At 68.2% G+C, this 23,277-nt stretch carries 23 protein-coding genes; 9 read left to right on the forward strand and 14 right to left on the reverse strand.

Going from position 1 to position 23,277, the window contains the following annotated elements:
* Positions 1 to 3: 3 nt before the first annotated feature.
* Genes AC1DFC_RS11595 through AC1DFC_RS11605 form a run of 3 tightly spaced genes read right to left on the reverse strand, consistent with a single transcriptional unit; the run spans position 4 to position 3,103 of the window.
* The gene (locus AC1DFC_RS11595; protein ID WP_478179277.1) at positions 4 to 1,197 is read right to left on the reverse strand and encodes a CaiB/BaiF CoA transferase family protein; all 1,194 of its coding nucleotides are present in this window, start codon (positions 1,195 to 1,197) and stop codon (positions 4 to 6) included.
* 26 nt (positions 1,198 to 1,223) lie between these two features.
* Positions 1,224 to 2,198, reverse strand: coding sequence for a tripartite tricarboxylate transporter substrate binding protein (locus AC1DFC_RS11600; RefSeq protein ID WP_478179278.1), 975 nt, complete (start codon positions 2,196 to 2,198; stop codon positions 1,224 to 1,226).
* Between the two features lie 35 nt (positions 2,199 to 2,233).
* Complete coding sequence (locus AC1DFC_RS11605) at positions 2,234 to 3,103, reverse strand: HpcH/HpaI aldolase/citrate lyase family protein (protein WP_007833041.1); 870 nt, start codon at positions 3,101 to 3,103, stop codon at positions 2,234 to 2,236.
* A gap of 75 nt (positions 3,104 to 3,178) precedes the next feature.
* On the opposite strand from AC1DFC_RS11605, the gene AC1DFC_RS11610 reads away from it, so the two are divergent.
* Entirely contained in the window at positions 3,179 to 4,084 is a 906-nt protein-coding gene (locus AC1DFC_RS11610) for a LysR family transcriptional regulator (protein ID WP_478179279.1), read from the forward strand.
* Here AC1DFC_RS11610 and AC1DFC_RS11615 read toward each other — a convergent pair.
* Genes AC1DFC_RS11615 through AC1DFC_RS11630 form a run of 4 tightly spaced genes read right to left on the reverse strand, consistent with a single transcriptional unit; the run spans position 4,081 to position 7,488 of the window.
* Complete coding sequence (locus AC1DFC_RS11615; RefSeq protein WP_007833045.1) at positions 4,081 to 4,707, reverse strand: hypothetical protein; 627 nt, start codon at positions 4,705 to 4,707, stop codon at positions 4,081 to 4,083. The two genes, AC1DFC_RS11610 and AC1DFC_RS11615, sit on opposite strands and share 4 nt — an antisense overlap.
* A 34-nt stretch (positions 4,708 to 4,741) precedes the next feature.
* Entirely contained in the window at positions 4,742 to 5,542 is an 801-nt protein-coding gene (locus tag AC1DFC_RS11620; protein ID WP_413312738.1) for a DUF899 domain-containing protein, read from the reverse strand.
* 1 nt (position 5,543) lies between these two features.
* Positions 5,544 to 6,224: a Vgb family protein gene (locus tag AC1DFC_RS11625; RefSeq protein WP_007833049.1), complete on the reverse strand. Its 681-nt coding sequence runs from the start codon at positions 6,222 to 6,224 to the stop codon at positions 5,544 to 5,546.
* Between the two features lie 43 nt (positions 6,225 to 6,267).
* On the reverse strand, positions 6,268 to 7,488 hold the full coding sequence (locus tag AC1DFC_RS11630) for a hypothetical protein (protein WP_007833052.1): 1,221 nt from the start codon (positions 7,486 to 7,488) through the stop codon (positions 6,268 to 6,270).
* 177 nt (positions 7,489 to 7,665) lie between these two features.
* Here AC1DFC_RS11630 and AC1DFC_RS11635 point away from each other — a divergent pair, with 177 nt between their 5' ends.
* The 5 genes from AC1DFC_RS11635 (at position 7,666) to AC1DFC_RS11655 (ending at position 13,834) form a co-directional block, all read left to right on the forward strand.
* Positions 7,666 to 8,478: a class I SAM-dependent methyltransferase gene (locus AC1DFC_RS11635; RefSeq protein ID WP_007833054.1), complete on the forward strand. Its 813-nt coding sequence runs from the start codon at positions 7,666 to 7,668 to the stop codon at positions 8,476 to 8,478.
* A gap of 177 nt (positions 8,479 to 8,655) precedes the next feature.
* Positions 8,656 to 10,455, forward strand: coding sequence for an FAD-dependent oxidoreductase (locus tag AC1DFC_RS11640; protein WP_413335725.1), 1,800 nt, complete (start codon positions 8,656 to 8,658; stop codon positions 10,453 to 10,455).
* A 2-nt stretch (positions 10,456 to 10,457) separates the two neighbouring features.
* The gene (locus tag AC1DFC_RS11645) at positions 10,458 to 12,299 is read left to right on the forward strand and encodes a 2-oxoacid:acceptor oxidoreductase subunit alpha (RefSeq protein WP_042673326.1); all 1,842 of its coding nucleotides are present in this window, start codon (positions 10,458 to 10,460) and stop codon (positions 12,297 to 12,299) included.
* A complete protein-coding gene (locus AC1DFC_RS11650) occupies positions 12,296 to 13,351 on the forward strand; it encodes a 2-oxoacid:ferredoxin oxidoreductase subunit beta (protein ID WP_413312747.1) in 1,056 nt (351 codons plus the stop codon). The genes AC1DFC_RS11645 and AC1DFC_RS11650 overlap by 4 nt, the downstream gene beginning before the upstream one ends.
* A gap of 45 nt (positions 13,352 to 13,396) precedes the next feature.
* Entirely contained in the window at positions 13,397 to 13,834 is a 438-nt protein-coding gene (locus AC1DFC_RS11655) for a CBS domain-containing protein (RefSeq protein ID WP_056599619.1), read from the forward strand.
* Here the strand turns inward: AC1DFC_RS11655 and fusA are convergent.
* Positions 13,831 to 15,891 carry an elongation factor G gene (gene fusA / locus AC1DFC_RS11660; protein WP_478179280.1) on the reverse strand — a complete coding sequence of 687 codons (2,061 nt, stop codon included), beginning with the start codon at positions 15,889 to 15,891 and terminating at the stop codon, positions 13,831 to 13,833. The genes AC1DFC_RS11655 and fusA overlap by 4 nt on opposite strands.
* 272 nt (positions 15,892 to 16,163) lie before the next feature.
* Between fusA and AC1DFC_RS11665 the strand changes: the two genes are divergently transcribed.
* Entirely contained in the window at positions 16,164 to 16,817 is a 654-nt protein-coding gene (locus AC1DFC_RS11665) for an alpha/beta fold hydrolase (RefSeq protein WP_413335727.1), read from the forward strand.
* Positions 16,818 to 16,837: 20 nt separating this feature from the next.
* Here AC1DFC_RS11665 and AC1DFC_RS11670 read toward each other — a convergent pair whose 3' ends face one another.
* The 4 genes from AC1DFC_RS11670 to AC1DFC_RS11685 all read right to left on the reverse strand — a co-directional run bounded on the left by AC1DFC_RS11670 (position 16,838) and on the right by AC1DFC_RS11685 (position 21,328).
* Positions 16,838 to 17,671, reverse strand: a complete 834-nt coding sequence (locus AC1DFC_RS11670; protein ID WP_413335729.1) for an alpha/beta hydrolase — start codon at positions 17,669 to 17,671, stop codon at positions 16,838 to 16,840.
* Between the two features lie 10 nt (positions 17,672 to 17,681).
* On the reverse strand, positions 17,682 to 18,527 hold the full coding sequence (gene kdsA / locus AC1DFC_RS11675; protein WP_007833068.1) for a 3-deoxy-8-phosphooctulonate synthase: 846 nt from the start codon (positions 18,525 to 18,527) through the stop codon (positions 17,682 to 17,684).
* 65 nt (positions 18,528 to 18,592) lie between these two features.
* Positions 18,593 to 19,549, reverse strand: coding sequence for a S1C family serine protease (locus AC1DFC_RS11680; RefSeq protein WP_478179281.1), 957 nt, complete (start codon positions 19,547 to 19,549; stop codon positions 18,593 to 18,595).
* A 105-nt stretch (positions 19,550 to 19,654) separates the two neighbouring features.
* Positions 19,655 to 21,328 (reverse strand): alpha/beta hydrolase, encoded by a 1,674-nt coding sequence (locus AC1DFC_RS11685; RefSeq protein WP_478179282.1) that lies wholly within the window; start codon positions 21,326 to 21,328, stop codon positions 19,655 to 19,657.
* Between the two features lie 207 nt (positions 21,329 to 21,535).
* On the opposite strand from AC1DFC_RS11685, the gene AC1DFC_RS11690 reads away from it, so the two are divergent.
* Positions 21,536 to 21,802 carry a hypothetical protein gene (locus AC1DFC_RS11690; protein WP_007833071.1) on the forward strand — a complete coding sequence of 89 codons (267 nt, stop codon included), beginning with the start codon at positions 21,536 to 21,538 and terminating at the stop codon, positions 21,800 to 21,802.
* 30 nt (positions 21,803 to 21,832) lie between these two features.
* Here AC1DFC_RS11690 and AC1DFC_RS11695 read toward each other — a convergent pair whose 3' ends face one another.
* Entirely contained in the window at positions 21,833 to 22,039 is a 207-nt protein-coding gene (locus tag AC1DFC_RS11695; protein WP_413312755.1) for a hypothetical protein, read from the reverse strand.
* A gap of 135 nt (positions 22,040 to 22,174) precedes the next feature.
* The gene (gene alkB / locus AC1DFC_RS11700) at positions 22,175 to 22,858 is read right to left on the reverse strand and encodes a DNA oxidative demethylase AlkB (RefSeq protein ID WP_478179283.1); all 684 of its coding nucleotides are present in this window, start codon (positions 22,856 to 22,858) and stop codon (positions 22,175 to 22,177) included.
* Between the two features lie 161 nt (positions 22,859 to 23,019).
* On the opposite strand from alkB, the gene AC1DFC_RS11705 reads away from it, so the two are divergent.
* The gene (locus AC1DFC_RS11705; protein WP_042673331.1) at positions 23,020 to 23,250 is read left to right on the forward strand and encodes a hypothetical protein; all 231 of its coding nucleotides are present in this window, start codon (positions 23,020 to 23,022) and stop codon (positions 23,248 to 23,250) included.
* Positions 23,251 to 23,277 lie beyond the last annotated feature (27 nt).

Genomic DNA, 23,277 nt, shown 5'->3' on the forward strand with positions numbered 1-23,277 from the left:
GGCTCAGTCGCCCGTGCGGCTGGCGACCGCTCTCGGGGTCAGCACGTGCTGCGTGTGCTGGCCCAGTGTGGGCGCCGCGAAGGGTTCGGGGCCGGGCGTGCGGCCGAACTTCACGGGACGGGTGAAGCCGCGGTAGGAGCCCAGCGTAGGGTGCGCGAAGTTCGCGACCATGTCCTCGGCCAGCACCTGTTCGTCGTCGAACATGTCTTCCACCGTGCGGGCCGCGGCGCAGGGCACGTCCTCGCCGAACAGTTCTTCCCATTCGAGCGCGGTGCGTTCGGCCAGCGCGGCGCGAAGCTTCGGAACGATCTCCGCGAAATGTTGCGCGCGCTTGCGCACCGAGTCGTAGCGCTCGTCGTTGGCCAGCTCCTGCAGCCCGACCTTGGCGCACAGCGCCTGCCAGAAATGCGGCGTGTTGGCCGAGATGTAGATGTGCCCTTCGCGGGTCGGGTGGATGCCAGTGATGCCGCCCGAACGCATGTCGCGCCCCACGTCCTTCGGCTCGCCCTCGGCCCACACCATGCGCGCCGACTGCATCGTGAGCGCGGAGCGCAGCAGCGACACGCCGACGAACTGGCCTTCGCCGCTCTTCTCGCGCTCGTACAGCGCCGAGGCGACGCCGGTGGCCACCAGCGCGGCCGCGTAGTAGTCGACCACCGAGCCGTAGATGATCTCGGGCGGCTCGCCGCGCTTGCCCTGCAGTGCGCACATGCCGGTCATGGTCTGCAGCACCTGGTCGTAGCCGGCCTTCTCGCGCAGCGGCCCCGTCTCGCCGTAGCCCGTCACGGCGCAGTAGATGAGGCGCGGGTTCACGGCCTTCAGCTGGTCGTAGGCAATGCCCAGCCGCGGCGGCACGCTGGGGCGGAAGTTGTGCACCAGAACGTCGGCCGTGCGCACCAGCGCCATCAGCGCGGCAAGGTCCTGCGGGTTCTTGAGGTCGAGCACCACGCCCAGCTTGCTGCGATTGACGCCGACGAACGCGCGGCTCTCGGCCTCCAGCGACGACGGGTACTTGCGCAGGTTGTCGCCGGTGGGCGGCTCGATCTTGATGACCTCCGCGCCCTGGTCGGCCAGCAGCGAGCAGCCGTAGGGGCCTGCGATGTAGGCGCTCAGGTCGAGCACGCGCAGGCCGCTCAACGGCCCGGAGGGGCCTTGGCGGACAGGCAGGGACGCGTCGTCGGGGACGGTGGTGCTCATGGGCTTTTCTTTCCTTCTTTCTTTCCTCAATCGGCGGTGATGTTCTGCTGCTTCGCCAGCTTCTTCCAGCGCTCCACGTCCTCGGCGATGACGGTGCCGAACTGCGCCGGTGTGAGCGGGGTGGCGATGGCGCCTTCGCGCAGGAAGTTGGCGCTGATCTCCGGCCTTGCCAGGATCTGGTTGACGGCTCCGTTCAGCTTCGCGACCACGTCGGTCGGCGTGCCCCCCGGTGCCAGCAGGCCCCACCAGAGTTCGAACTCGTAGCCGGGCACGGCCGTGGCCATTGGCGTGAGATCGGGGGCGATGGGGCTGGGCTTCAGGCTCGTGATGCCGACGGCGCGCAGCTTGCCGGCACGCACCATCGGCAGCAGCGAGGGGCCGCTGGAAATCAGCAGCTGCGTCTGGTTTCCGACCAGGTCCGTCACGGCCGGGCCCATGCCCTTGTAGGGGATGTGCGCGATCTGCAGGTCGCCTACCTTGGCCTTGAGCAGCTCTGTGCCGAACTGGTTCACGCTGCCCGAGCCCGACGAGGCGTAGTTGTACTGGCCCGGCTTCGCCTTGATGGCGCCGATCAGCTCGGCCGGCGTCTTCGCGGGAAACTCGTTGTTGACCGCGACGATGAGCGGGCCCTTGGCGAACATGGCCACGGGCGCGAGGCCCTTCACCGGATCGAAGGGCAGCTTCGACTGCACGGCCGCATTGGTCGTCATGCTGGAGGACACGGCCACGAGCGTGTAGCCGTCCGGCGCCGCCTTGGCCACCTGGCCGGTGCCGGTGTTGCCGCTCGCGCCGGGGCGGTTGTCGATGATCACGGGTTGCTTGAGCGCATCGCCGAGCTCCTTGGCAACCTGGCGCGCGAAGGTGTCGTTGGATCCGCCGGCCGGGTAGGGCACGACGATCGTGATGGCCTTGGTGGGATAGGCGGCCTGTGCGAACGCGGTGCCGGCGAGTGCGACGGCCGAGGCCAGCGCGAGCGGACGAATGAATGAAGGGATACGCATTTTTTGTCTCCGGTTCTTTTTTCGAATAGGGAAGCTCAGCCAGGCAACAGCCCCGAGCTGCGTGCGCTCTTGACGATGGCGCGCGCGCGGATCACGAAGGGGATGTCGATCATCTTTCCGTCCACCACGTAGGCGCCGACGCCCTTGGCATCGGCCTCTTGCGCCGCCTCGACCACCTTGCGGGCGTGCGCGATTTCTTCGTCGGTCGGTCGGAACACTTCGTTGGCGATGGCGATCTGGCTCGGGTGGATGCAGGTCTTGCCGAGGAAGCCGAGGTCGCGCGCGAGCATCGCCTCGGCACGAAAGCCCTCGGCGTCGCGGATGTCGGCGAAGGCGCTGTCGCAGGCATACAGGCCCGCTTCGCCGGCCGCGATGCGCACCGCGAACATTGCCTGCCGGATCGCGGAGGGCTCGCGCCGCGCGATGCCCAGCGGCTCGAAGAGGTCGCCCAGCCCCAGCTGCAACCCCGCCACGCGCGGATGCGCCAGTGCGAGCTCGGCGGCCGTGCGCAGGGCAGCGGGTGTCTCGATGTTCAGCAGCAGGCCGATGGGCGCATGCACACCGTTGGCCCGCTCCGCGCGCTCGATGGCTTCGGCCGCCGTGCGCACATGCGCCGGGCTCTGCGGCTTGGGCAAGTTGATCAGGTGCACGCCGGCCTGCGCCACCGCTGCCACGTCGCGCTCGAAGTGCGGCGTGTCCATGGCATTGATGCGAATGATCAGCGTCTTGTGCGACGCCGCCGCTTCGCCGCTTTCGAGGAACTTGCGCACGGTTTCGCGCGCCTCGTCCTTGCGCGGCTCGGACACCGCGTCTTCCAGGTCGAGGCAGATGGCATCCGCTGCACTGGCCAGTGCCTTGGCGAACAGCTCTGGGCGGGTGCCGGGAACGAAGAGTTTGCTTCTCATGGATGCAGTGTCCGCAGTTCGTGAGAGGAGAAAAACAGCTGCTTCCTGCGATCACATCGTAGAAAATCTATCTTCATGGAAACGGCCTACCTGCAAAGCTTTCTTCTGGTGGTGGAATCGGGCTCGATGTCGGAGGCCGCACGCCGGCTCGACCTGACGCCCGGCGCGGTGGCGCAGCAGATCCGCGCGCTCGAGCGCGAACTCGCCGCGCCGCTGCTCGCGCGCGCCGGCCGCACGGTGCAGCCGACCGAGGCGGGGCACCGGCTGGTTCAGCGGGCCCGCACGCTGCTGCGCGATGTGAGCGACATCAAGGCGATGCTCGGCAGCGAAGCAGCCAGCGGCGAGTTGGTCATCGGCACCATCAATACGGCCATCCACAGCCTGCTGCCGGACATCCTCGCGCGCTTCGTGAGGACGCATCCGGGCGTCAAGGTGTTCCTGCAGTCGGGCACCACCGCCACGCTCTACAAGTCGATGCAGCAGGGCGAACTCGATGCGGCCGTGTGCTTGTATCCGTCGTTCGCGCTCGCGAAGACCTTCGACTGGGCGCTGCTGCGCGAGGAGCCGCTGGTGCTGCTCGCGCCCAGTCGGCTCGCGCGGCGCGACCCGCACGGGCTGCTGCGAACTTCACCGCTCATCCGCTACGACCGCAATCTCGGCGGCGGCAAGCAGGCCGACCGCTACCTGCGCGCGGCGGGCATCGTTCCGCAGGAGCGCTTCGAGCTCAGTTCACTGCTGACCATCGCGATGATGGTCGACCGCGGCCTTGGCGTGTCGATCGTGCCCGACATCGCATCGCCGCTGCTGGAGGGGCAGCGGGTCGCCAAGATTCCATTGCCATTGCCCTCGGAGACCCGGCGCTTCGGCGTCCTGTGGCCGCGCGCGTCGCCGCGGCTGAAATTGATTCACGGATTCGTCGAGAGCGCGGGGCTTGTCATTGCCGGCAAGGGCAGCGGCGCTCGCGGATCGCCCGCCCGCTAGTTCCGGTTCGGGGCGAACCGACGCCTGCGCGCCAGACCGTCGGTCGCCGGATTTTCGCCTGCCGAAGGAGCGGAGGTAGCACGGACGGCGTTGAAGCCCAGGCAAACACCAATGGCCGTCACGCCGGTGACGGCGAGCATCGCCGCGGTGTGAACGCCGACGGCCGCGAGCGCCAGCAGCAGCGAGCCCGACGCGGTGATCTCGCGGGCTGCCGGTGCGCCGCTCATGCACAGCGGGATCAGCGCCGGCACCAGCATCAGCCCCGCGCCGTGCGCGGTGGACATCATGAAAGACCAGAGTGCCAGCCCGGCATTCCCGGCCGCTGCCCGCGCATGCCCTGCATTGCGGCGCCGCAGGTGATGCACCGCGACGGCGACAAGAAGCCCGCCCGCCAGCACCTGCAGCATCACGCCGCCCATCGACAGGCCAAGCGCCACTGCGGCGGCCACGAGCGCGACCGATGCGGCGTGTCCGATGGCGATCGGCAGCAGGGCCCGCAGCGCCTTCGTCCGGTCGCGCGACCGCACGCCCCGGGCGGCGGCGAACATCCAGCCGGTGGTGGGGTTCAGCCCGTGAAGGGCGCCGACCCCCGCGACCGCCAGCCATGGCCAGAGGCTTGCCATGATGTTGTCTCCACGCGCCCGGGCCGCTCGCGCTTCAGCTGTGTTCCGAGCAGCACGACCCGGCAGCCTTCGCATCGGGCTGTGGTTCGTACAGATCGTGGTGGCGCACCCATTCCATCTTGTAGGGCACGTCGCGCTCGCCGCGGCCCTCCGGCACGAGGTCCATCAGGTTGTACGCGCCCATCATCACTTCCACGCCGCGGCCGAAGGTCGAGTAGGTGTGGAACACCTCGCCTGCGTCGTCCTTGTAGAACACGCTGACGCCGGGTGCTTCCTCCTGCGGGAAGGGCTGCATGCCGTAGTTGTAGTAGACCTCGCCGCCGGCGCGTTCCTCGGGCGAGAAGCTGACGTGGAAGTCCCGGTTGAAGTCGCTGCCGTTCGACGACACCCAGTTGAACTGCCAGCCCATGCGCTCGCGAAAGCGCGCGATCTCGGCCAGCGGTGCGCGCGAGATGGCGACCAGCGTGATGTCGCGGTGCGCCAGGTGCACGTTCATGCCGTCGGTGTGGTCCGCCATGAAGGAGCAGCTCTGGCAGCCCTGCTCCCATCCCGGACCGAACATGAAGTGCTGCACCAGCAGCTGGCGCCGGCCCTCGAAGAGTCCGGCGAGCGTGCGCTGGCCGGCGGGCGTGTCGAAGAGGTAGTTCTTCTGCACGCGCTCCCACGGCAGCGCGCGGCGCTCGCGGGCGATCTGGTCGCGCAGGTGCGTGAGCTCCTTCTCGCGCGCCAGCAATGCCTTGCGCTCGGCGAGCCATCGTTCGCCGGATACGACGGGATGGTTGGCGAGGCCCGGTTCGATGGCGGGGTTCTTGGCGGTGGTGGCGAGGCCGGTCATGTCAGTGCTCCGTAGGGTTGTGGGGACGGCGAACGGCGCGGACCTTTCCGCTCTCGCCGCCGCCGGCATAGAAGAGATCGGCCCCGTCGGATTCGAGCCCGCTCACGCCGACGCCGCGCGGCATCTCGAGCCGCTCGAGCACGGCGCCGCTTTGCGGGTCGATCCGGCGGATGTCGCTTTCTTCGGCTTCCCAGGTGGCGTGCCATAGCTCGCCGTCGACCCAGGTCACGCCGGTGACGAAGCGGTTCGACTCGATGGTGCGCACGATGGCGCCGGTCTCGGGGTTGATCTGGTGGATCTTGCGGTCGCGGTATTGCCCCACCCACAGACTGCCTTCGGCCCAGGTGAGCCCCGAGTCGTAGCCGTGGCCGGGTGTGGGGATCGACGCCAGCACCTTGCCGGTGGCGGGGTCGATCTTGTCGATGCGCGACTCGGCGATCTGGTAGAGGTGTGTGCCGTCGAAGGCGGTGCCGGCGTCGCAGGCGGCATCGAGCGTGCGCGTGGTCTCGCCGCTGGCGGGGTCGAAGGCCACCAGCTTGGTGCCGGTGGCGGCCCAGACGCGTTGGCCGTCATGGGTCACGCCGGCGATGCTGCCGGAACCGCCGAAGGGGCCGTACTCGCGCACGATCTCGGCCGGCCGCACCGTGGGCTGGGTGGTGTCCTTGCTCTTCCTGCTGGTCATTGTTGGCTCCTGTAGCGCCGTGGATCGGCGCCTGGAGACAACTTTATTCAAACGGCAGCGCAGCGGGGAGTAACAAGATCGTCGTGAATCCCGCCAGCGGCGGCGACAGCCAGCGGCGCGCCCGCGTCTGGCCGATGGAGCGCACCCGTCCTTCGGCCTCCAGTTCGGCGAGGGCGCGCTGCACGGTGCGCTGGCTGGCCCCGAGCGCCAGCGCCAGGGCCGAGGTCGACCACGCCGCGCCGTCGGACAGCAACGCGACCAGCGAGGCCTGGTCTCCGTCGATGGGCGGTGCCAGCAGCGCGACGGTGCGCTCGCCATGCGGCTTGAGCACGAAGCCGCGCGGCGTGGCCTCGATGCCCGCCAGCGTGGTGGCGAGCGCGCGCAGGCGGCCGATCTCGACCCGCAGCCGCGCGCGATGCGTTTCGTCGGGGCGGTGGGTGCGGAAGGCGGATGCGATCAAGGCTTCGCGGTCGACGTCTGCGGGCCATGCTTCTGCCAGCGCGCGTGCCAGCGTGAACAGGATCGGCCGGCGAGCCAGGGGCAGCCATGCGCCGCCAGCGCCCAGACCCCGGCGGCAGGCGTCGACCACCAGCGCGTTCGAGGCGAGGAGGGCGGCCACTTCGTCGAGGCGCAGCGCCTGCTCGCCACCCGCGAAGAGGCGCCGCGCGGCGGGTCGCTCGAAGGCCGCACGCGCCTCCGCCACCTCGGCCAGCAGCGCGGGCACGCGCGCGCGGCCGGCCGCTTCGTGTGCGCGGGCGAGTGCGGCCTGGGCCGGGCCGATGCGCAGCGAGCGCAGCGCCAGTTCGGCCGAGGTCAGTTCGGCCACCGCCCCCAGCGCTGGTGGCAGGCCGCGCGCATCGATGTGCAGCAGTGCGGCGGCGGCTTCGTCGAGGCGGCCGAGCAGCAGGAGCCTGCGCGCCGCGATCAGCCGCGCCTGCAATGCGTTGGCGTGATCGTCGTGCGCCTCCAGCGTGGCTGCCGCCGCCGTCAGCGGGCGCGGGGAGCCGCCGAGGTCGCGCATGGCCAGCGCGACCTCGGCCTCGGCGACGATGCAGCGGGCGCGCGACAGCTCTTCATGGGCGCCGAAGTCGCGCGCGGCGCGCCGCAGCAACTCGCGTGCGCGGGGGTGTTCTCCGAGCTGCGCCATGGCGATGCCGCGCAGGGCCAGCGCCGGCGGATCGTCGCGCAGGGCGATCCGCTTGAGGGCGCCGAGTGCATCGCCGGCGGCAAGGGCGCGGGCGGAGGCGGCGATGAGGGAATCCATGGCGACAGGTTACCTTGAGGGGCAGACCGCAGGACGACGACGTTGACGAGGCCGGCAGGCGCGTCCACCATGGCGGGTCGTCGCGGGTGTCCCACCAGGCGGCGGACTCGTCGGGGAGGACTGGCCCGCTCGGGAACGGAAGCTCAAGGCGCCGTTCGGAGCTTTCAAGGAGATCCCATGGCTGAGAGCGACAAGGTGTTCGCGGGTTCGATCCCGAAGTTCTACGACACGCTGATGGTCCCCCTGATCTTCGAGGCCTATGCCGCCGACATGGCGCAGCGCGTCGCTGCCTTCTCGCCCGGCGCGGTGCTTGAGACGGCCGCCGGCAGCGGCGTGGTCACGCGTGCGCTTGCACCAAGACTCCGCGCCGACGCACGCTATGTGGTGAGCGACCTCAACCAGCCCATGCTCGACTATGCTGCCGCCCGCCAGGGCCCCGACGGCCGCATCGAATGGCGGCAGGCGGATGCGCTCGGCCTGCCGTTCGAAGATGCCTCGTTCGATGTCGTTTGCTGCCAGTTCGGCGCGATGTTCTTCCCCAACAGGGTCGCCGGCTACGCCGAGGCGCGTCGCGTGCTGAGGCCTGGCGGGCGCTTCGTCTTCAACGTCTGGGACCGCATCGAAGAGAACGCCTTTGCCGACGATGTCACCAACGCCGTTGCCGCGATGTTTCCGGACGACCCTCCGCGATTCCTTGCCCGCACGCCGCACGGCTATCACGATGTCGCACTGATCCGAGAGGATGTGAGCCGCGCAGGGTTCACCGGCATCGAGATCGAGACGCGCGAGGAGGTGAGTCGCGCGCCCTCGGCACGCGAGGTCGCCACCGCCTATTGCCAGGGAACGCCTCTGCGCAACGAAATCGAGGCGCGCGACGCCAGCTTGCTTCAGCTCGCGACGGACCGCGCAACGCAGGCGATCGCCAGCCGCCATGGCGAAGGCCCGGTGGCCGGCAAGATACAGGCGCACGTGATCGTTGCGAAGGGATAGCGCAGGCCCGGGCGCACACGCATTGCCGGCATCGATGCGGGGATTGGCCACCGAGGCATGGCCCGGAGCGCTGCGGGATTCCACCAAGGCCGTGCGCCCGCCAGTGCGGCGCATACTGGCGGCAAAGCCGCATGCCGGCCCCTCCGGGGTCGAGGGAGGCTTGCCAGGAGACACGCATTGCAACGCACCAACATTGCAGATCCGGCCTACTTCCACAAGGTTGTCGATTGCCAGTACGCCTGTCCGTCGCATACCCCCGTCCCTGAATACATCCGCATGGTCGCGCAGCGCCGCTACGGCGACGCCTACATGATCAACTGGGTCTCCAACGTCTTTCCCGGCATCCTGGGGCGCACCTGCGACCGTCCCTGCGAACCGGCTTGCCGGCGCGGGCGGGTGGAAGAAGGCAACACGAAGGAGCCCGAGCCGGTGGCGATCTGCCGCCTCAAGCGCGTGGCAGCCGACATGAAGGAAGACGTGCGCGCGCGCATGCCGAAGCCCGAACCGAAGAACGGCAAGCGGGTCGCCTGCGTCGGTGCGGGGCCGGCCTCGCTCACCGTGGCGCGCGACCTCGCGCCGTTGGGCTACGAAGTGACGGTGTTCGACGGCGAGGCCAAGGCCGGCGGGTTCATCCGCACGCAGATACCGCGCTTTCGCCTGCCGGAGTCGGTGATCGACGAAGAGACGGGCTACATCCTCGACCTGGGCGTCGAATTCCGCGGCGGCGAGCGCATCGATTCGATGAAGGCATTGCTGGCGCAGGGATGGGACGCGATCTTCGTCGGCTGCGGCGCACCGCGCGGGCGCGACCTGGACGTTCCCGGGCGCCGGGAGGCAGCGGCCGGCATCCACATCGGCATCGACTGGCTGAACTCCGTGTCCTTCGGCCACGTCAGCAGCATCGGCCGGCGCGTGATCGTGCTGGGCGGCGGCAACACGGCGATGGACTGCTGCCGGTCGGCACGCCGCCTGGGCGGTACCGACGTGAAGGTCATCGTGCGCAGCGGCTTCGACGAAATGAAGGCCTCGCCCTGGGAGAAGGAAGATGCCCAGCACGAAGGCATTCCGATCATCGACTTCCATGTGCCCAAGGCCTTCGTGCACGAGGAGGGCAAGCTGCTGGGCATGCGCTTCGAAATCGTCCGGGCCGAATACGACAGCCAGGGCCGCCGTACGCTGGTGCCGACGGGCGCACCGGACGCGTACTTCGAATGCGACGAGGTGCTGGTCGCGGTGGGCCAGGAAAACGCCTTTCCGTGGATCGAGCGCGACAGCGGCATCGACTTCGACAAGTCGGGCTTGCCGGTGCTCGAGAAGACCAGCTTCCAGTCGACGGTGCCCAACGTGTTCTTCGGTGGCGATGCGGCCTTGGGGCCCAGGAACATCATCACGGCCGTGGCCCACGGGCACGAGGCGGCAGTGTCGATCGACAAGCTTCTGCGTGCCGAACCGGTGTATGTGCGGCCCGCGCCCATGACCAACCTGGTGTCGCAGAAGATGGGCATCCACGAATGGAGCTACGGCAACGACACCTCCAACGACCTGCGCTACAAGGTGCCGTGGGCCAAGGCCGAGATGGCGCTGGCGAGCATCCGTGTGGAGGTTGAGCTTGGCTTCGACGCCGCCACCGCCTTCAAGGAGGCCGAGCGCTGCCTGAACTGCGATGTGCAGACCGTGTTCACCGAGGCCGCCTGCATCGAATGCGATGCATGCGTGGACATCTGCCCGATGGACTGCATCAACTTCATCGACAACGGCGACGAAGCCGAACTGCGGCCCCGGCTCAAGGCGCCGGCACTGAACCTGGCGCAGGACCTGTACGTCTCCGGCGGGCTCAAGACGGGCCGCGTGATGGTCAAGGACGAAGATGTCTGCCTGCACTGCGGCCTGTGCGCCGAGCGCTGTCCCACCGGCGCGTGGGACATGCAGAAGTTCCTGCTGAAGATGACGCCGGCAGGGCAGGGGGTGGCCGCATGAGCATGAAGCAGATAGAGGCGGTCAACGACTTCGTCATCAAGTTCGCCAACGTCAACGGCTCGGGTTCGGCCTCGGCCAACGAACTGTTCGCCAAGGCCATCCTGCGCATGGGCGTGCCGGTGAGCCCGCGCAACATTTTCCCGAGCAACATCCAGGGCCTGCCGACCTGGTACGAGGTGCGGGTGACCGAGCAGGGCCATCTCGGGCGGCGTGGCGGCACCGACATGATGGTGGCGATGAACCCGCAGACCTGGGACGCCGACGTGGCCGAACTGGAGCCCGGCGGCTATCTCTTCTACGACAGCACGCGGCCGCTGCCGCCATCGAAGTTCCGCGACGACATCCGCGTCATCGGCATGCCGCTGACGGAGATCTGCAACGCGGTCTACCAGGACCCGCGCCAGCGCCAGCTGTTCAAGAACATCGTCTATGTGGGCGCGCTGGCGATCCTGCTCGGCATCGAGCCGGAAGTGGTCGAGAAGCTGTTCGGCGAGCAGTACAAGGGCAAGGAAAAATTGTTGGCCTCCAACGTGCAGGCACTGCACCTGGGCTGCGACTTCGCGAGGGAGAACCTGCGCGAGCCCGTGGGGCTGCAGGTGCGGCGCGCCGACCGGGTGGGCGACCGGATCTTTGTGGACGGCAACAGTGCCGCGGCGCTGGGCTGCGTGTATGGCGGCGCCACGGTCGCGGCCTGGTATCCGATCACGCCGTCGTCCTCGGTGGCCGAGGCCTTCCAGAAGTACTGCGCGAAATTCCGCGTGGACCCGGCCACGGGCCAGCACCGCTTCGCCATCGTGCAGGCGGAAGACGAACTGGCCTCGATCGGCATGGTGGTCGGCGCCGGCTGGAACGGCGCACGCGCCTTCACGGCGACTTCGGGGCCGGGCATTTCGCTGATGGCCGAGTTCATCGGGCTGGCCTACTTCGCCGAGATCCCGATCACGCTCATCAACGTGCAGCGCGGCGGCCCTTCCACCGGCATGCCGACGCGCACGCAGCAGGCCGACATCCTGTCCTGCGCCTATGCCTCGCACGGCGACACCAAGCACGTGCTGCTGTTCCCCGAAGACCCGCACGAATGCTTCGAGCAAGCGGCGGCGGCGCTGGACCTGGCCGACCGGCTGCAGACTCCGGTGTTCCTGATGACGGACCTGGACATCGGCATGAACCAGCGCCTGTGCAAGCCCTTCGCCTGGGACGACAGCAAGGCCTACGACCGCGGCAAGGTCATGAGCGCCGAGGAGCTCGAGGCGGGCCGCGACTTCGGCCGCTACAAGGACGTGGACGGCGACGGCATTCCGTGGCGCACGCTGCCGGGTACGCACCCGACCAAGGGCAGCTACTTCACGCGCGGCACGACGCGCGACGCCTATGCCCGGTATTCGGAGCGCGGCCCCGATTACATCTACAACATGGAGCGGCTGCTGAAGAAGTTCGCGACCGCGGCCACGCTGGTGCCGCAGCCGGTGTTGCGGCCGGCCGCCCAAAAGACCGCGCTCGGCGTGATCTATTTCGGCTCGACCAGCCCGTCGATGCATGAGGCGCTGCAGGCGCTGGAAGAGCGCGGCATCCACCTCGATGCACTGCGGCTGCGCGCCTTTCCCTTTCCGGACAGCGTGGTGCAGTTCCTGGCGCAGCACGACAAGGTGTTCGTGGTCGAGCAGAACCGCGACGCGCAGATGCGCAGCCTGCTGGTCAACGAACTGGACGCCGACCCCGCCCGGCTCGTGCGCGTGCTGCATTTCGACGGCACGCCGATCACCGCGCGCTTCATCGTGCAGGCGATCAGCTCGCACGTGCAGACGCATGCATCCGGCAGCACCGGGACGAAGGAACTTGCATGACCTATCTCGCCAAGCCCCGGCTGCGCCATCCGACGCTGACCACCAACAAGGTCGGCTACACGCGGCGCGACTACGAAGGCAAGATCTCCACGCTGTGCGCCGGCTGCGGCCACGATTCGATCTCCGCCGCCATCATCGAGGCCTGCTGGGAGCTGGACATCGAACCGCATCGCGTGGCCAAGCTCTCGGGTATCGGCTGCAGCTCCAAGACGCCGGACTATTTCCTCGGTGCATCGCACGGCTTCAACACCGTCCATGGCCGCATGCCCAGCGTGCTGACCGGCGCCAACCTGGCCAACCGCGACCTGCTGTACCTGGGTGTCTCGGGCGACGGGGATTCGGCGTCCATTGGCCTGGGACAGTTCGCCCACGCCATGCGGCGCGGCGTGCGCATGGCCTACATCGTGGAGAACAACGGCGTCTACGGCCTGACCAAGGGCCAGTTCTCGGCCACCGCCGACCAGGGTTCCAGGAGCAAGAAGGGCGTCGTCAACAGCGACAGCCCGGTGGACCTTGTCGCCATGGCGCTGCAACTGGGAGCCAGCTACGTGGGGCGGGGGTTTTCGGGTAACAAGGCGCAACTTGTGCCACTCATCAAGGGCGCGATCAGCCACGGCGGGTCTGCCTTCATCGACGTGATCAGCCCCTGCGTGGCCTTCAACAACCACCCCGGCAGCACCAAGAGCTACGACTACGTGCGCGAGCACAACGAGGCGGTGAGCCGCATCGACTTCATCAGCGGGCGGGAGGAAATCACCGTCGACATGGGGGCGGGCGAAGTGGTGGACGTGCGCCAGCACGACGGCACGCTGCTGCGCCTGCGCAGCCTGCATTCCGACTACAACCCCGGCGACCGCTATGCCGCTATGGCCTACATGCAACGGCACCAGGAGATGGGCGAAGTGGTCACCGGACTGCTCTATGTCGATCCGCTGGCCACCGACCTGCACACGGCGCTCAACACCAGCGACCGGCCGCTCAACGCGCTGGGGCCGGCCCATCTGTGCCCCGGCGCCGAGGCGCTGGAGCGGCTCAACGACTCCTTGCGCTGAGCGAAAGCCGGCGGCACCATTCACGCTACTTCCGGAGGGCGCACCATGGCCGAGCGCACCGTTTTCCAATCCATCTCGCGCACACATGTGGTCAGCCTGGGCCCGCAGGCCAGCGTGCGCGACGCTGCCTGCGTGATGACGCGGGCCAACTGCGGCAGCGTGCTCGTCATGGAGCTGCCGGACACCCTGCTGGGCATCCTCACCGAGCGCGACCTCATGACCCGGGTGCTGGCCCGGGGACTCGATCCCGATCACACCGCGGTGCGCGAAGTCATGACGCCCAACCCGATCTGCGTGCCGCCTGAAACGCTGGTGTCCGATGCCGTGGTGCTCATGCTCGAGCGCGGCTTTCGCCACCTGCCGCTGGTGGCGGGAGCGAAGGTGCTCGGCGTGTTCTCGGTGCGCGATGCGCTGCCGCGGGAAATCGGCGCCGCAGTCAGCCTGAGCGAGTTCCGCGAGCAGGTGAACGACGCTTTGGGCTAAGCCTCGTCGCGCACCTGGAACTGGCCCATCAGCGCCTGTTGCGTTGCCGGCGGCACGGCTTCGTAGTGCGACAGCGCGATGGTGTAGCGGCCCTGGCCGCTGGTCATCGCATTCAGCCGCGACTGGTAGCTGGCCAGCTCCGCCATGGGCACCTGCCCGCGAACGACCACGCTGCCGATTCCCATGGCCGACGTGCCCGTGACCAGGCCGCGCCGCGACGACAGGTCGCTCGTGACGTCGCCCACGGAATGCTCGGATACGACGATCTCGATCTGGACGATCGGCTCCAGCACGACCGGCCTGGCCTCGCGGACTGCCGCCATGAAGGCCTTGCGGCCCGCAGTCGCGAAGGCGATGTCCTTGCTGTCGACGCTGTGGTGCTTGCCGTCGTACACCACCACCCGCACGTCGACCACCGGGTAGCCGGCGATCACACCGCCCAGCAGTACCTCGCGCACGCCTTTCTCGACCGCGGGGATGAACTGGCTCGGTATCGCGCCGCCCCTGACCTCGTCATCGAACTGGAAGCCGGCGCCGCGCGCCAGCGGCTCGATGCGCAAAAAGACTTCGCCGAACTGGCCGGAGCCGCCGGTCTGCTTCTTGTGGCGGTGATGGCCCATGGCCGGTGCGGCCACCGTCTCGCGATAGGCGATGCGCGGCGGCCGCGTCCGGACCTCGAAGCGGTACACTTCGCGCAGGCGCTCGAGCACCGTGCGCAGGTGAAGCTCCCCGAGGCCGTAGAGGATCGTTTCGTTGGTGGCGGCCACGTGCTCGATGCGCAGGCAGGGGTCTTCGGCCGCGAGCTTGCCGAGGATCTCCCAGGTGCGCTGCTCGTCGCCATGGCGTGCGGGTTCCACGGCGAGTCCGTGCACCGGCACAGGAAATTCCAGCGGCGCGAGATGGACGTGGTCGTCTTCGCTCGCGTCGTGCAGCACGGCGTCGAAGTGGATCTCCTCGATCTTCGCCACCGCCACGATGTCGCCCGGCACGGCGCGCGACACCTCCACGTGGTCCTTGCCCTGCAGCATGAACAGATGGCCCACCTTGAAGGGCTTGCGGCCGTCGCCGATGTAGAGCTGGCTGTCGCTCGCGACCGCGCCCTGGTGCACGCGGAAGATGCCGAGCTTGCCGACATAAGGGTCGCCCATGACCTTGAACACATGCGCCAGCACATGCAGCGACGGATCGGGCCGGGCCTGCATCGGCTTGGCATCCGCGCCTTCGCCGACCAGGAAGTCCGGCGGGTTGGCTTCGGCGGGGTCGGGCAGCAGCCTGACGATCACGTCGAGCAGCTCGGCCACGCCCGCGCCGCTGCGCGCCGAGACGAAGCAGACCGGAATCAGGTGGCCCTCGCGCAGCGCCTGTTCGAGCGGCGCATGCAGCTCGGCCGGATCCATGTCGCCCTCTTCCAGGTAGCGCTCGACGAAGGCCGCATCGACCTCGACCACCTGCTCCACCAGCGCGCGGTGCGCTGCTTCGACGGGGCCGAAGTCGGACTGCCCGAAGCGGTTGAAGAAGCAGTCCACCACCTGCTTGCCGACCCCGTCGGGCAGGTTCAGCGGCAGGCATTCGCGGCCGAAGGTGGCCTGGATGTCGGCCAGCAGGCGCGCCAGCGAGACGCCCTGCGAGTCGATCTTGTTGACGATGATCATGCGGGCGAGGTGGCGCGAGGCCGCGTACTCCATCATGCGCACCGTCATCGGCTCGATGCCGGTGGCGGCATTGATGACCACCGCCGCCGTCTCGACCGCCTCCAGCGCCGGCAGGCTCTGGCCAAGGAAGTCGGGGCCGCCGGGCGTGTCGATGAAGTGGACGCGCGTGCCGGCATGCGTGAGGTGCATCACCGATGCGTTGAGCGAGTGCAGCATGCGGCGCTCCAGCGGGTCGTAGTCGCTGACGGTGCTGCCGCGCTCGATGCTGCCGCACGCTGCGATGGCGCCAGCCTTGTGCAGCAAGGCCTCGGCAAGGGAGCTCTTGCCGGCTGCGGCGGCACCGACGAGCGCCAGCGTTCGCACTGCTTCCATTTCGGCCGTGGGGCCGTTCGATCGGCTTGGCATGGCGTGGACTCCTTCACGTCCGCAAGGCCGGTCCGGCGGCCCGCAAGGGCTCGGGTGCTGCGCGTGGACGCCAAGCCAGCGTACGGGATTGAACGTGTCAACGCAAGCCGGTGCTGCTTGCTGGCATGTCGCGGGGACAGGAGCCCTCGCATCCCGGTCAGCGCCGAGCTTGGCGCGAACACGATCCCCAAGCAACAATGTGCGCACGGCGAAATTGCTGCGGCCGATGGCCCGGCGCCTGCTCTGCAGCCGTATCCGAGAGGACAAACTGGATGGCAAGATTCATTTTGGTGCCAGGTGGTTGGCACGGGGCCTGGGCATTCGAGGCTGTCGGCAATGCGCTGTCAGGCGCAGGCCATGAAGTCCAGGCGCTCACTCTCTCGGGACTGGGAGACGAGCCCGTGGGTGGCGCCAATCTCGACAGTCATATCGACGAGGTGGTCCAAGCGGTTCGCGGGCGCGATGCGAGTGCCGTTCTCGTCGGTCATTCGTATGGGGGAATGGTCATCACCGGCGCGGCGGACAAGGAGCCGTCGCGCATCAAGGCCATCGTTTACGCCGATGCCTATGTGCCGGACAACGGTGCATCGGTCTGGGCGCTTGCCACACCGAGCTACCGGGAGCGTTTCATAGCGGGCGCGGCTGCGGATGGATTGAATTGCGCGCCGCCGGCCCATCTCGACAGTCGATGCCGTCCCCATCCGATCGCTACCTTCCTGCAGGCGATCAAGTTGACCGGCAACTGGCGCAACGTCCGCAGCAAAGCCTTCATCGCCGCGTGTGGGTGGGAAGGAAGCCCATTCGTCGAGCTGTACGAACGCCTGCGGCTGGATCCTGAATGGGCCACGCATCGCCTCGAATGCGCACACGATGTTCCGCGGCTGGCCCCCGAAGCTCTCGCGAGGATTCTCTTGAAGTACGTATAGGAAAGCCGGGCCTGCAAGCCCTAAGCCGCCTTCGGCTCCGGAAGAATCGCCGTCAACGCAAAGTCGATGAGATGAAGCCAGGTCGCTTCGAGCCCCATGATGCTGTGATGGTTCGACCCCGGAATCGTCTGCACGCTGATCGGCGTGGGCCATGCGGCGATGAGCTTTTGCGAGCGCTCGGGCACGACAACGTCATCGTGCTCTGCCAGCAGCACCTGGGTTTTCGCGGCGACTTCCTTGGAATGCTCCAGCGAGTTGAACTGGTGCCGCAGCAACAGCGACAGCGGCACGAGCGGGAACCGTTTCTTCGCAATCTCCAGCATCGAGTCGTAGGGCGTCACCAACTGCAGGCTCTCGAAGTCCTGCAGCGCCACGAGCTGGATGGCAACGCCAGTTCCCAGGCTGCGGCCGACGACGTGCAGGCGCGCCTGCGGAAAGGCCCGGCGCAGGTGGTTGGCGAACTGGGCCGCGTCCTCCACCGAGGCGATCTCGGAAGGATGGCCCTGCGAGTCGGCCACGCCGCGGTAGTTGATCGCGGCGAAGCCGAAGCCCTTGGGCAGCCAGTGCAGCATCTGCGCGGTGGCGCGCACGTCCTCGCCGCGGCCGGCGAAATAGACGAACAGGTCCTGCAGCGTGTCTTCACCCTGGGGGTGGTAGACATACCCGCGGACCATCCCGCCCGGCACGGTGTGGGAGTAGGTGGAGAAGTCGTCCGACAGGTGGACGACGGGGAGCTTGCGGGCGTTGAACAGGATGTGCCCCTGGCGCGTCGCGAGGAGGGTCCAGTACGCCGCGATGCCGCCGACGGCGGCGGCCGAAGCCGACAGGGCAATGCGGGAGACTTTGGATGACAAGATGGGTTCTTCAGATATTCAGGGGTGCGAACGACTTGACCAGATCGTCCAGCGCCTTGATCTGCGCCAGGAACGGTTCGAGCTTGTCCAGCGGCAGCGCGCTCGGGCCGTCGCACTTGGCTTGCGCCGGGTCCGGGTGGGCTTCGAGGAAAAGACCGGCCAGGCCTACCGCCATGCCGGCGCGCGCCAGGTCGGCCACCTGTTCGCGGCGGCCGCCCGATGCGGCGGCGCCGGCTTCGCGCTGCTGCAGCGCATGGGTCACGTCGAAGATGACGGGCAGGTTCTGCGTGACCTTCTTCATGACGCCGAAGCCCAGCATGTCGACCACGAGGTTGTCGTAGCCGAAGCAGGTGCCGCGGTCGCACAGGATGAGCTTGTCGTTGCCGGCCTCCTTGAATTTCTCGACGATGTTGAGCATCTGCGATGGGCTCAGGAACTGCGGCTTCTTGATGTTGATGACGCGGCCGGTCCTGGCCAGCGCCACCACGAGGTCGGTCTGGCGCGCGAGGAAGGCGGGCAGCTGCAGCACGTCGACCACTTCGGCGACAGGCGCTGCTTGCGCGATCTCGTGCACGTCGGTCAGCACGGGAACACCGAAGCTGTCTTTCACGGCCTGCAGGATCTTCAGGCCTTCATCCAGGCCGGGACCGCGGTAGGAGTGGATGGAGGAGCGGTTGGCCTTGTCGAAGCTGCCCTTGAAGACGTAGGGAATGCCCAGCTTCTGCGTGACACGCACGTACTCCTCGGCGGAGCGCAGTGCCAGGTCCTTCGATTCGAGAACGTTGACACCGCCGAAGAGGACGAAGGGGGCGTCGTTGCCGGCGTTGACTTGAGGGGTGATGGTGACGGTGGACAAGGTTTTCTCCTGGACGGGTGCTTCGCTGCAGGCGCCTATTGTCGTTGCGCCGGCCGGTCTTCATCTCAGCCTGCCGGCGATACCGTGATGTAGAACGGCGTCAGCGTCCCGGCCACCGGCCGCAGCAGCTTGAGCAGCAGCGGCCGCCCGTACCCTTCGCCCGCCAGCCGCTTGAGCAGGTCGGACAGCTGGGCAAGCGGTATCCCGTCGCATCCGATGAGGATGTCGCCGCTGCGCAGCCCGTCGCGCGCCGCGGCCGAGCCGGCCACCACCTCGACCACACGCACGCCGGTGGCCACGGGCCATTCGTTCTCGCGCACCCAGCGCCTGGGCAGCGCCACCGCCGCACACTGCACGCCCAGCTTGCCGCGGCGCACTGCGCCATGGCGCATCAGCTCGCCGGCCACCCAGCGCGCGGTGTCGATGGCCACCGCGAAGCTCAGGCCTTGCGCCGACGGGATCACCGCCGTATTCACGCCGATCACCTGCGCCGCGCTGTCGAGCAGCGGGCCGCCCGAGTTGCCGGGGTTGAGGGCCACGTCGGTCTGGATCACGTCCTCGATCATCCGGCCGCCGCGTGCCGGCAGGCTGCGCCCCAGCGCACTCACGATGCCCGCGGTCACGGTGAAATCGAAGCCGAGCGGGTTGCCGACCGCCACGGCCAGCTGGCCGGGCTGCAGGGTGGCCGAGCTGCCCAGCGGCAGGAAAGCCCCCGGGTGCGACTCGATGCGCAGCACCGCGATGTCGGTCGAGGCGTCCAGCCCCACCAGGCGCGCGATGCTTTCGGTGCCGTCGGCGAACGCGGCGCGCAACTCGGTTGCGCCCTCGACCACGTGGGCGTTGCTGAGCGAAAAGCCGTCGGGCGTGAACAGGAAGCCCGAGCCGCTGCCGTGGGAGGCTGCGTTGCCGCGCTGAGCCGCCTTGCGGACCTTGATGTGCGCGACCGCCGCGCTGGCGGTGTGCGCCACCCGCGTGACGGTGGCCGAGTAGGAGTCAAGAATGAATTCGTCGCGCGCGCCCATGGAGCACCTCTTTCAGTCGCCTGGATCCCAGAGGAGGTGGCGGCGTGCCGGAGGTTTTCAACCCGGCCGTGACGGGCGCCCCCGGCAAGCGCGTGCGGTGGCCGCTCAAGGCGCCTTGGGCCGCGACGACGGCTCCCACGAGTCAGGCGTGGTTGCGACCAGCGACTTGAAGTCCTTCCAGGGCCGAGCGCCCGGGATGGTACGCCCGCCGACGATCACCGCCTTCGCGAACACCACCATGCGCTCGCGCAGGTAGGCCTGATCGGAGGCGGGCCAGGTCTCGATCGAATGCGGCCCGCGCGCCAGCACGATCTCCTTCACGCCGCGGATGCGGTTGTAGGCGGCCACCGTGCCTTCGAGCGTTTCCGCGCGGTCCCACAGGCCCTTGCCGAAGAAGGCCGCCGGCCAGCGGTCCATGCCCGCGAGCGTGGACGAGTTCGGATAGAACGCGATGTGGTGCTCGGCCGCCATGCCGCCCAGGAACAGGTTGCGATCGGCCAGGTCGGGCGAATCGCCCACGTAGCCCGCGCCACTGGCGAACGACGACAGCAATATCGCGCCGCGGATGTTCCGCAGGCCCTTGGGCGGCGTGCAGTTGGGCTCGGGCATGTCGAAGCTGCACTGCGCCACGTAGTTGCGGGTCATGGCCCACGCAGTGGACATCGAGCCGCGCGAATAGCCGCCGAGCACCAGCGGAATTTCGCTCGACGCCATGCCCGCCAGCAGCCGGCCCCGGGTGGCGTTGCCTTCGAGCACCTCGCCCTTCGGCGTGAGGATGCGCAGGCCGCGCCCGGTGTCCAGGGCGGCGAGCGCGCGGAACACGTCCTCGCCTTGCTCCAGCGTGTTGGTGTCGCTGAAGCCGCCCGACAGTCCCTCGCCGCGCCGGTCGTAGGCCAGCACGTCGAAGCCGGCCTGGTTGAGCGCGTACAGGTTCTCGCGCCACCAGCGCTGGCCCATGGTCTCGGTGGTCGCGTTGGGAAAACTGATGGGCACGGTCCTGCCGGTCTTCTCGTCGATGCGGTACGCAGCTTCGTCCGGATGCTGGACGGCCGTGAGCTGCCCGCCGCCGCCCGGCGCCATGATGGCCAGCGCGCGCACCTTCCTGCCCTTGCCGTCATCGACGCCGGCGCCTTCGATGTACCAGCCGCGCAGCTTGATGTCGCCGGTCATCTTGAGGTCGATGCGCTCGAAGGTGTCGCGCGGCGCGGTGAATTCGACGATGTAGGTGCGGGCGTCGGCCTCCGCGATGCCCTCGCGGTACGGCGCCTTGGCGAAGAAGGCGGGCCGGCGGATCTGCTTCAGGTCGACCTGGCCGTCCGGATCGATCTTGCCGGAAGGGTCGACCACGCCGGTCGAGCGCGTGGCGCGCTCCTTGTTGGGCGGCAGCCAGCGCTGCATCTGCGCGTCAATGCGCTTGAAGCAGGCCGGGTCTTCCTTGCAGGCGCGCCAGCGGGCCTTGAGCTTGTCGTCGGTGAATTCGCCGATGTGATAGTCGCCGCCCGCGTAGCCGGCGGGCGCGCGGTTGGCTGTCGTCAGCACCGGTACGCAGACCTTGGTGCCTGTGCTGTTTTTCTGGCCTTGCGGCAGCAGATAGCCGCCCATCATGGCGTTGCGGTCGGCACCGACCCAGGCGGTGCAATCGGTGGGCGGCGGCGTGCTGGCGGTGGCCTGGCGCTGGGCCTCGCTGGTTCCGGTGCACGCGCCCAGCAGGAGCGAGGCGGCGAGGGCGCATGCAGCGGCGCATCGAGGTGCAGGGCGCGTGATCGTGGCGGTCATCATCGAATCAGGTGCTCCGTGAGCGAGGAAATTGGAGGCCTGATCTTCGCTGCATCGACGCCTTGCAACGGAGGCCGGAACCGTTTCCGGATGCAAGCGCGCTCCCTGTTGCCTGTAGGAAATGTCCTGCACGGAGATGCGCTGATTTCCGCTCCCTGCCGCCGCGGCACACGCGTCCAATCGCCGCCGCTTCACAAGGAGACACCAGAGATGAACTTCGAAGGCATCTATTGCTTCGACACGGCGAGCGTGCGATTTGCCTTCTACCCCGAAGGCCCTGACGGGCCGCGCGTCGTCGCGCAGATTTCAGAGGAAACCCTGCACGACGAATTCGGTGCACGCGAAATGGGAGAGGGCCTGCTGGAAACGTGCAGGCGGTACTTCCACGTCATCGAGCCCGTGGCGATTGCCCGCTACCAGGCGGGGCAGCGCGGCGCCATCACGCTCACGGTCGACGACTTCGCATTGCACGCCTGAGCCCCAAGGCTGTAAGGCGTAGCGTTCCACTCAACCGTGGCCGGCAGGCACGCGGTGCCGGATCTCGCTTTGCAGCGCCCGCTGGCCGGCCGAGAGCGCCAGCTCATAACTTTCCGCTGCGTCGTAAGCCCTGCGCAGCACGCGCGGGTGTGCTCCTGCGTCGTCGGTTTCGAGCAACTGCCAGACAAAGGCGCCCGGCAGCGGCTCCACGATGGTGAGTTCGATGGGATGTGTCATGGCTTGCAACATGGCGCGGCGAGGGGGAGTTGTCTGTAGGCCGTTGGCGACGGTCGTTGCGCAACTTGCAGGCTGCCCCCCTCAGGAAAGACCTCTTCGATATCTTCCTTGTCTTGCCGGTCGCCTGCATGCGTGTCACCCCGCCTTGCGGAATGTGAGGTTGATGCGGATCGCGCCCAGCAGCGGATGCGGTTCATCCTTCAGTGGCAGCACGCCGTGGTAGCGCAGCCGGTCTTCGCCGCCCCAGACCACCACGTCGCCATGCATCAGAGGAATGCGCGCCGCCTTGTCGCCACGCGCCAGTCCACCGAACAGGAACACGGCAGGCATGCCGAGCGACACCGAGACGATGGGGGCGCCGTAGTCGCGCTCGTCCCTGTCCTGGTGCAGCGACAGGCGTGCGCCGGGCGCGTAGCGGTTGACAAGGCAGGCGTCGGGCGCGAAGCCGTCGAAGCCGGCTGCCGAGGCCGCCTCGCGCGCCAGCCGCGTGAATGGCTCGGGCATGGCGGGCCACGGCTTGCCGGTGTCGGGATCGGCGGCGCTGTAGCGGTAGCCGCGCCGGTCGCTGGTCCAGCCCAGCGCGCCGCAGTTGGTCAGCGCCACGGACATGGTGAAGCCGCCCGGTGTGACGAGGTGGCGGAACGGCGCGCGTTCCGCCAGCCCTTCGATGGCCGGCAGGAGCGCATCGACGAAGGGCAGGGCGAGGCCGGGCAGCACGAAGGCCCCGGGCCCGAGCCGTTCGCGCCCCTCGCGCGGCGGGTCGTCGAACAGCGCGAGGGTGGCCGGCCTGCCCGCTGCGGAATTGGTCTTTGTGTTCATGCCCCTCGATCTTTGCTGAAAAGCGGAGGCATGTGCCGGCCCCCATATTCGAGGGATGCTGTTCGTGAGTGCTGCCTTTAGTCTCCGCCTGACGAATATTTGTAGTGCTTAGGGTTTCAATTCATGGCGCTGCGTTACAAAAAGGGTAGGGTGTATTCATCATGGCCAGCGCTCGAGTCGCTCTCAGCGTTCCAGAAGGCTGGACGGGTTGGATCGAGCTCATGCGCACACCCAGCGGCACTTATGCCGGCATCTGCGAGCTGAGCCTGGGCGGCATTCCGCGCTGTGCCCTGGTGATCACCCAGCAGCTGTCGTGGGATGCGGCGGTAGAGCGGGCCACGCTGCGGGCGGATCACTTCGTCAGGCAATGGGAGCCGACGCGCGGGCACTGAACCCGGACGCGATCGGCGGTGCAGCAC

This window comes from Variovorax sp. 10L421, from assembly GCF_056395365.1.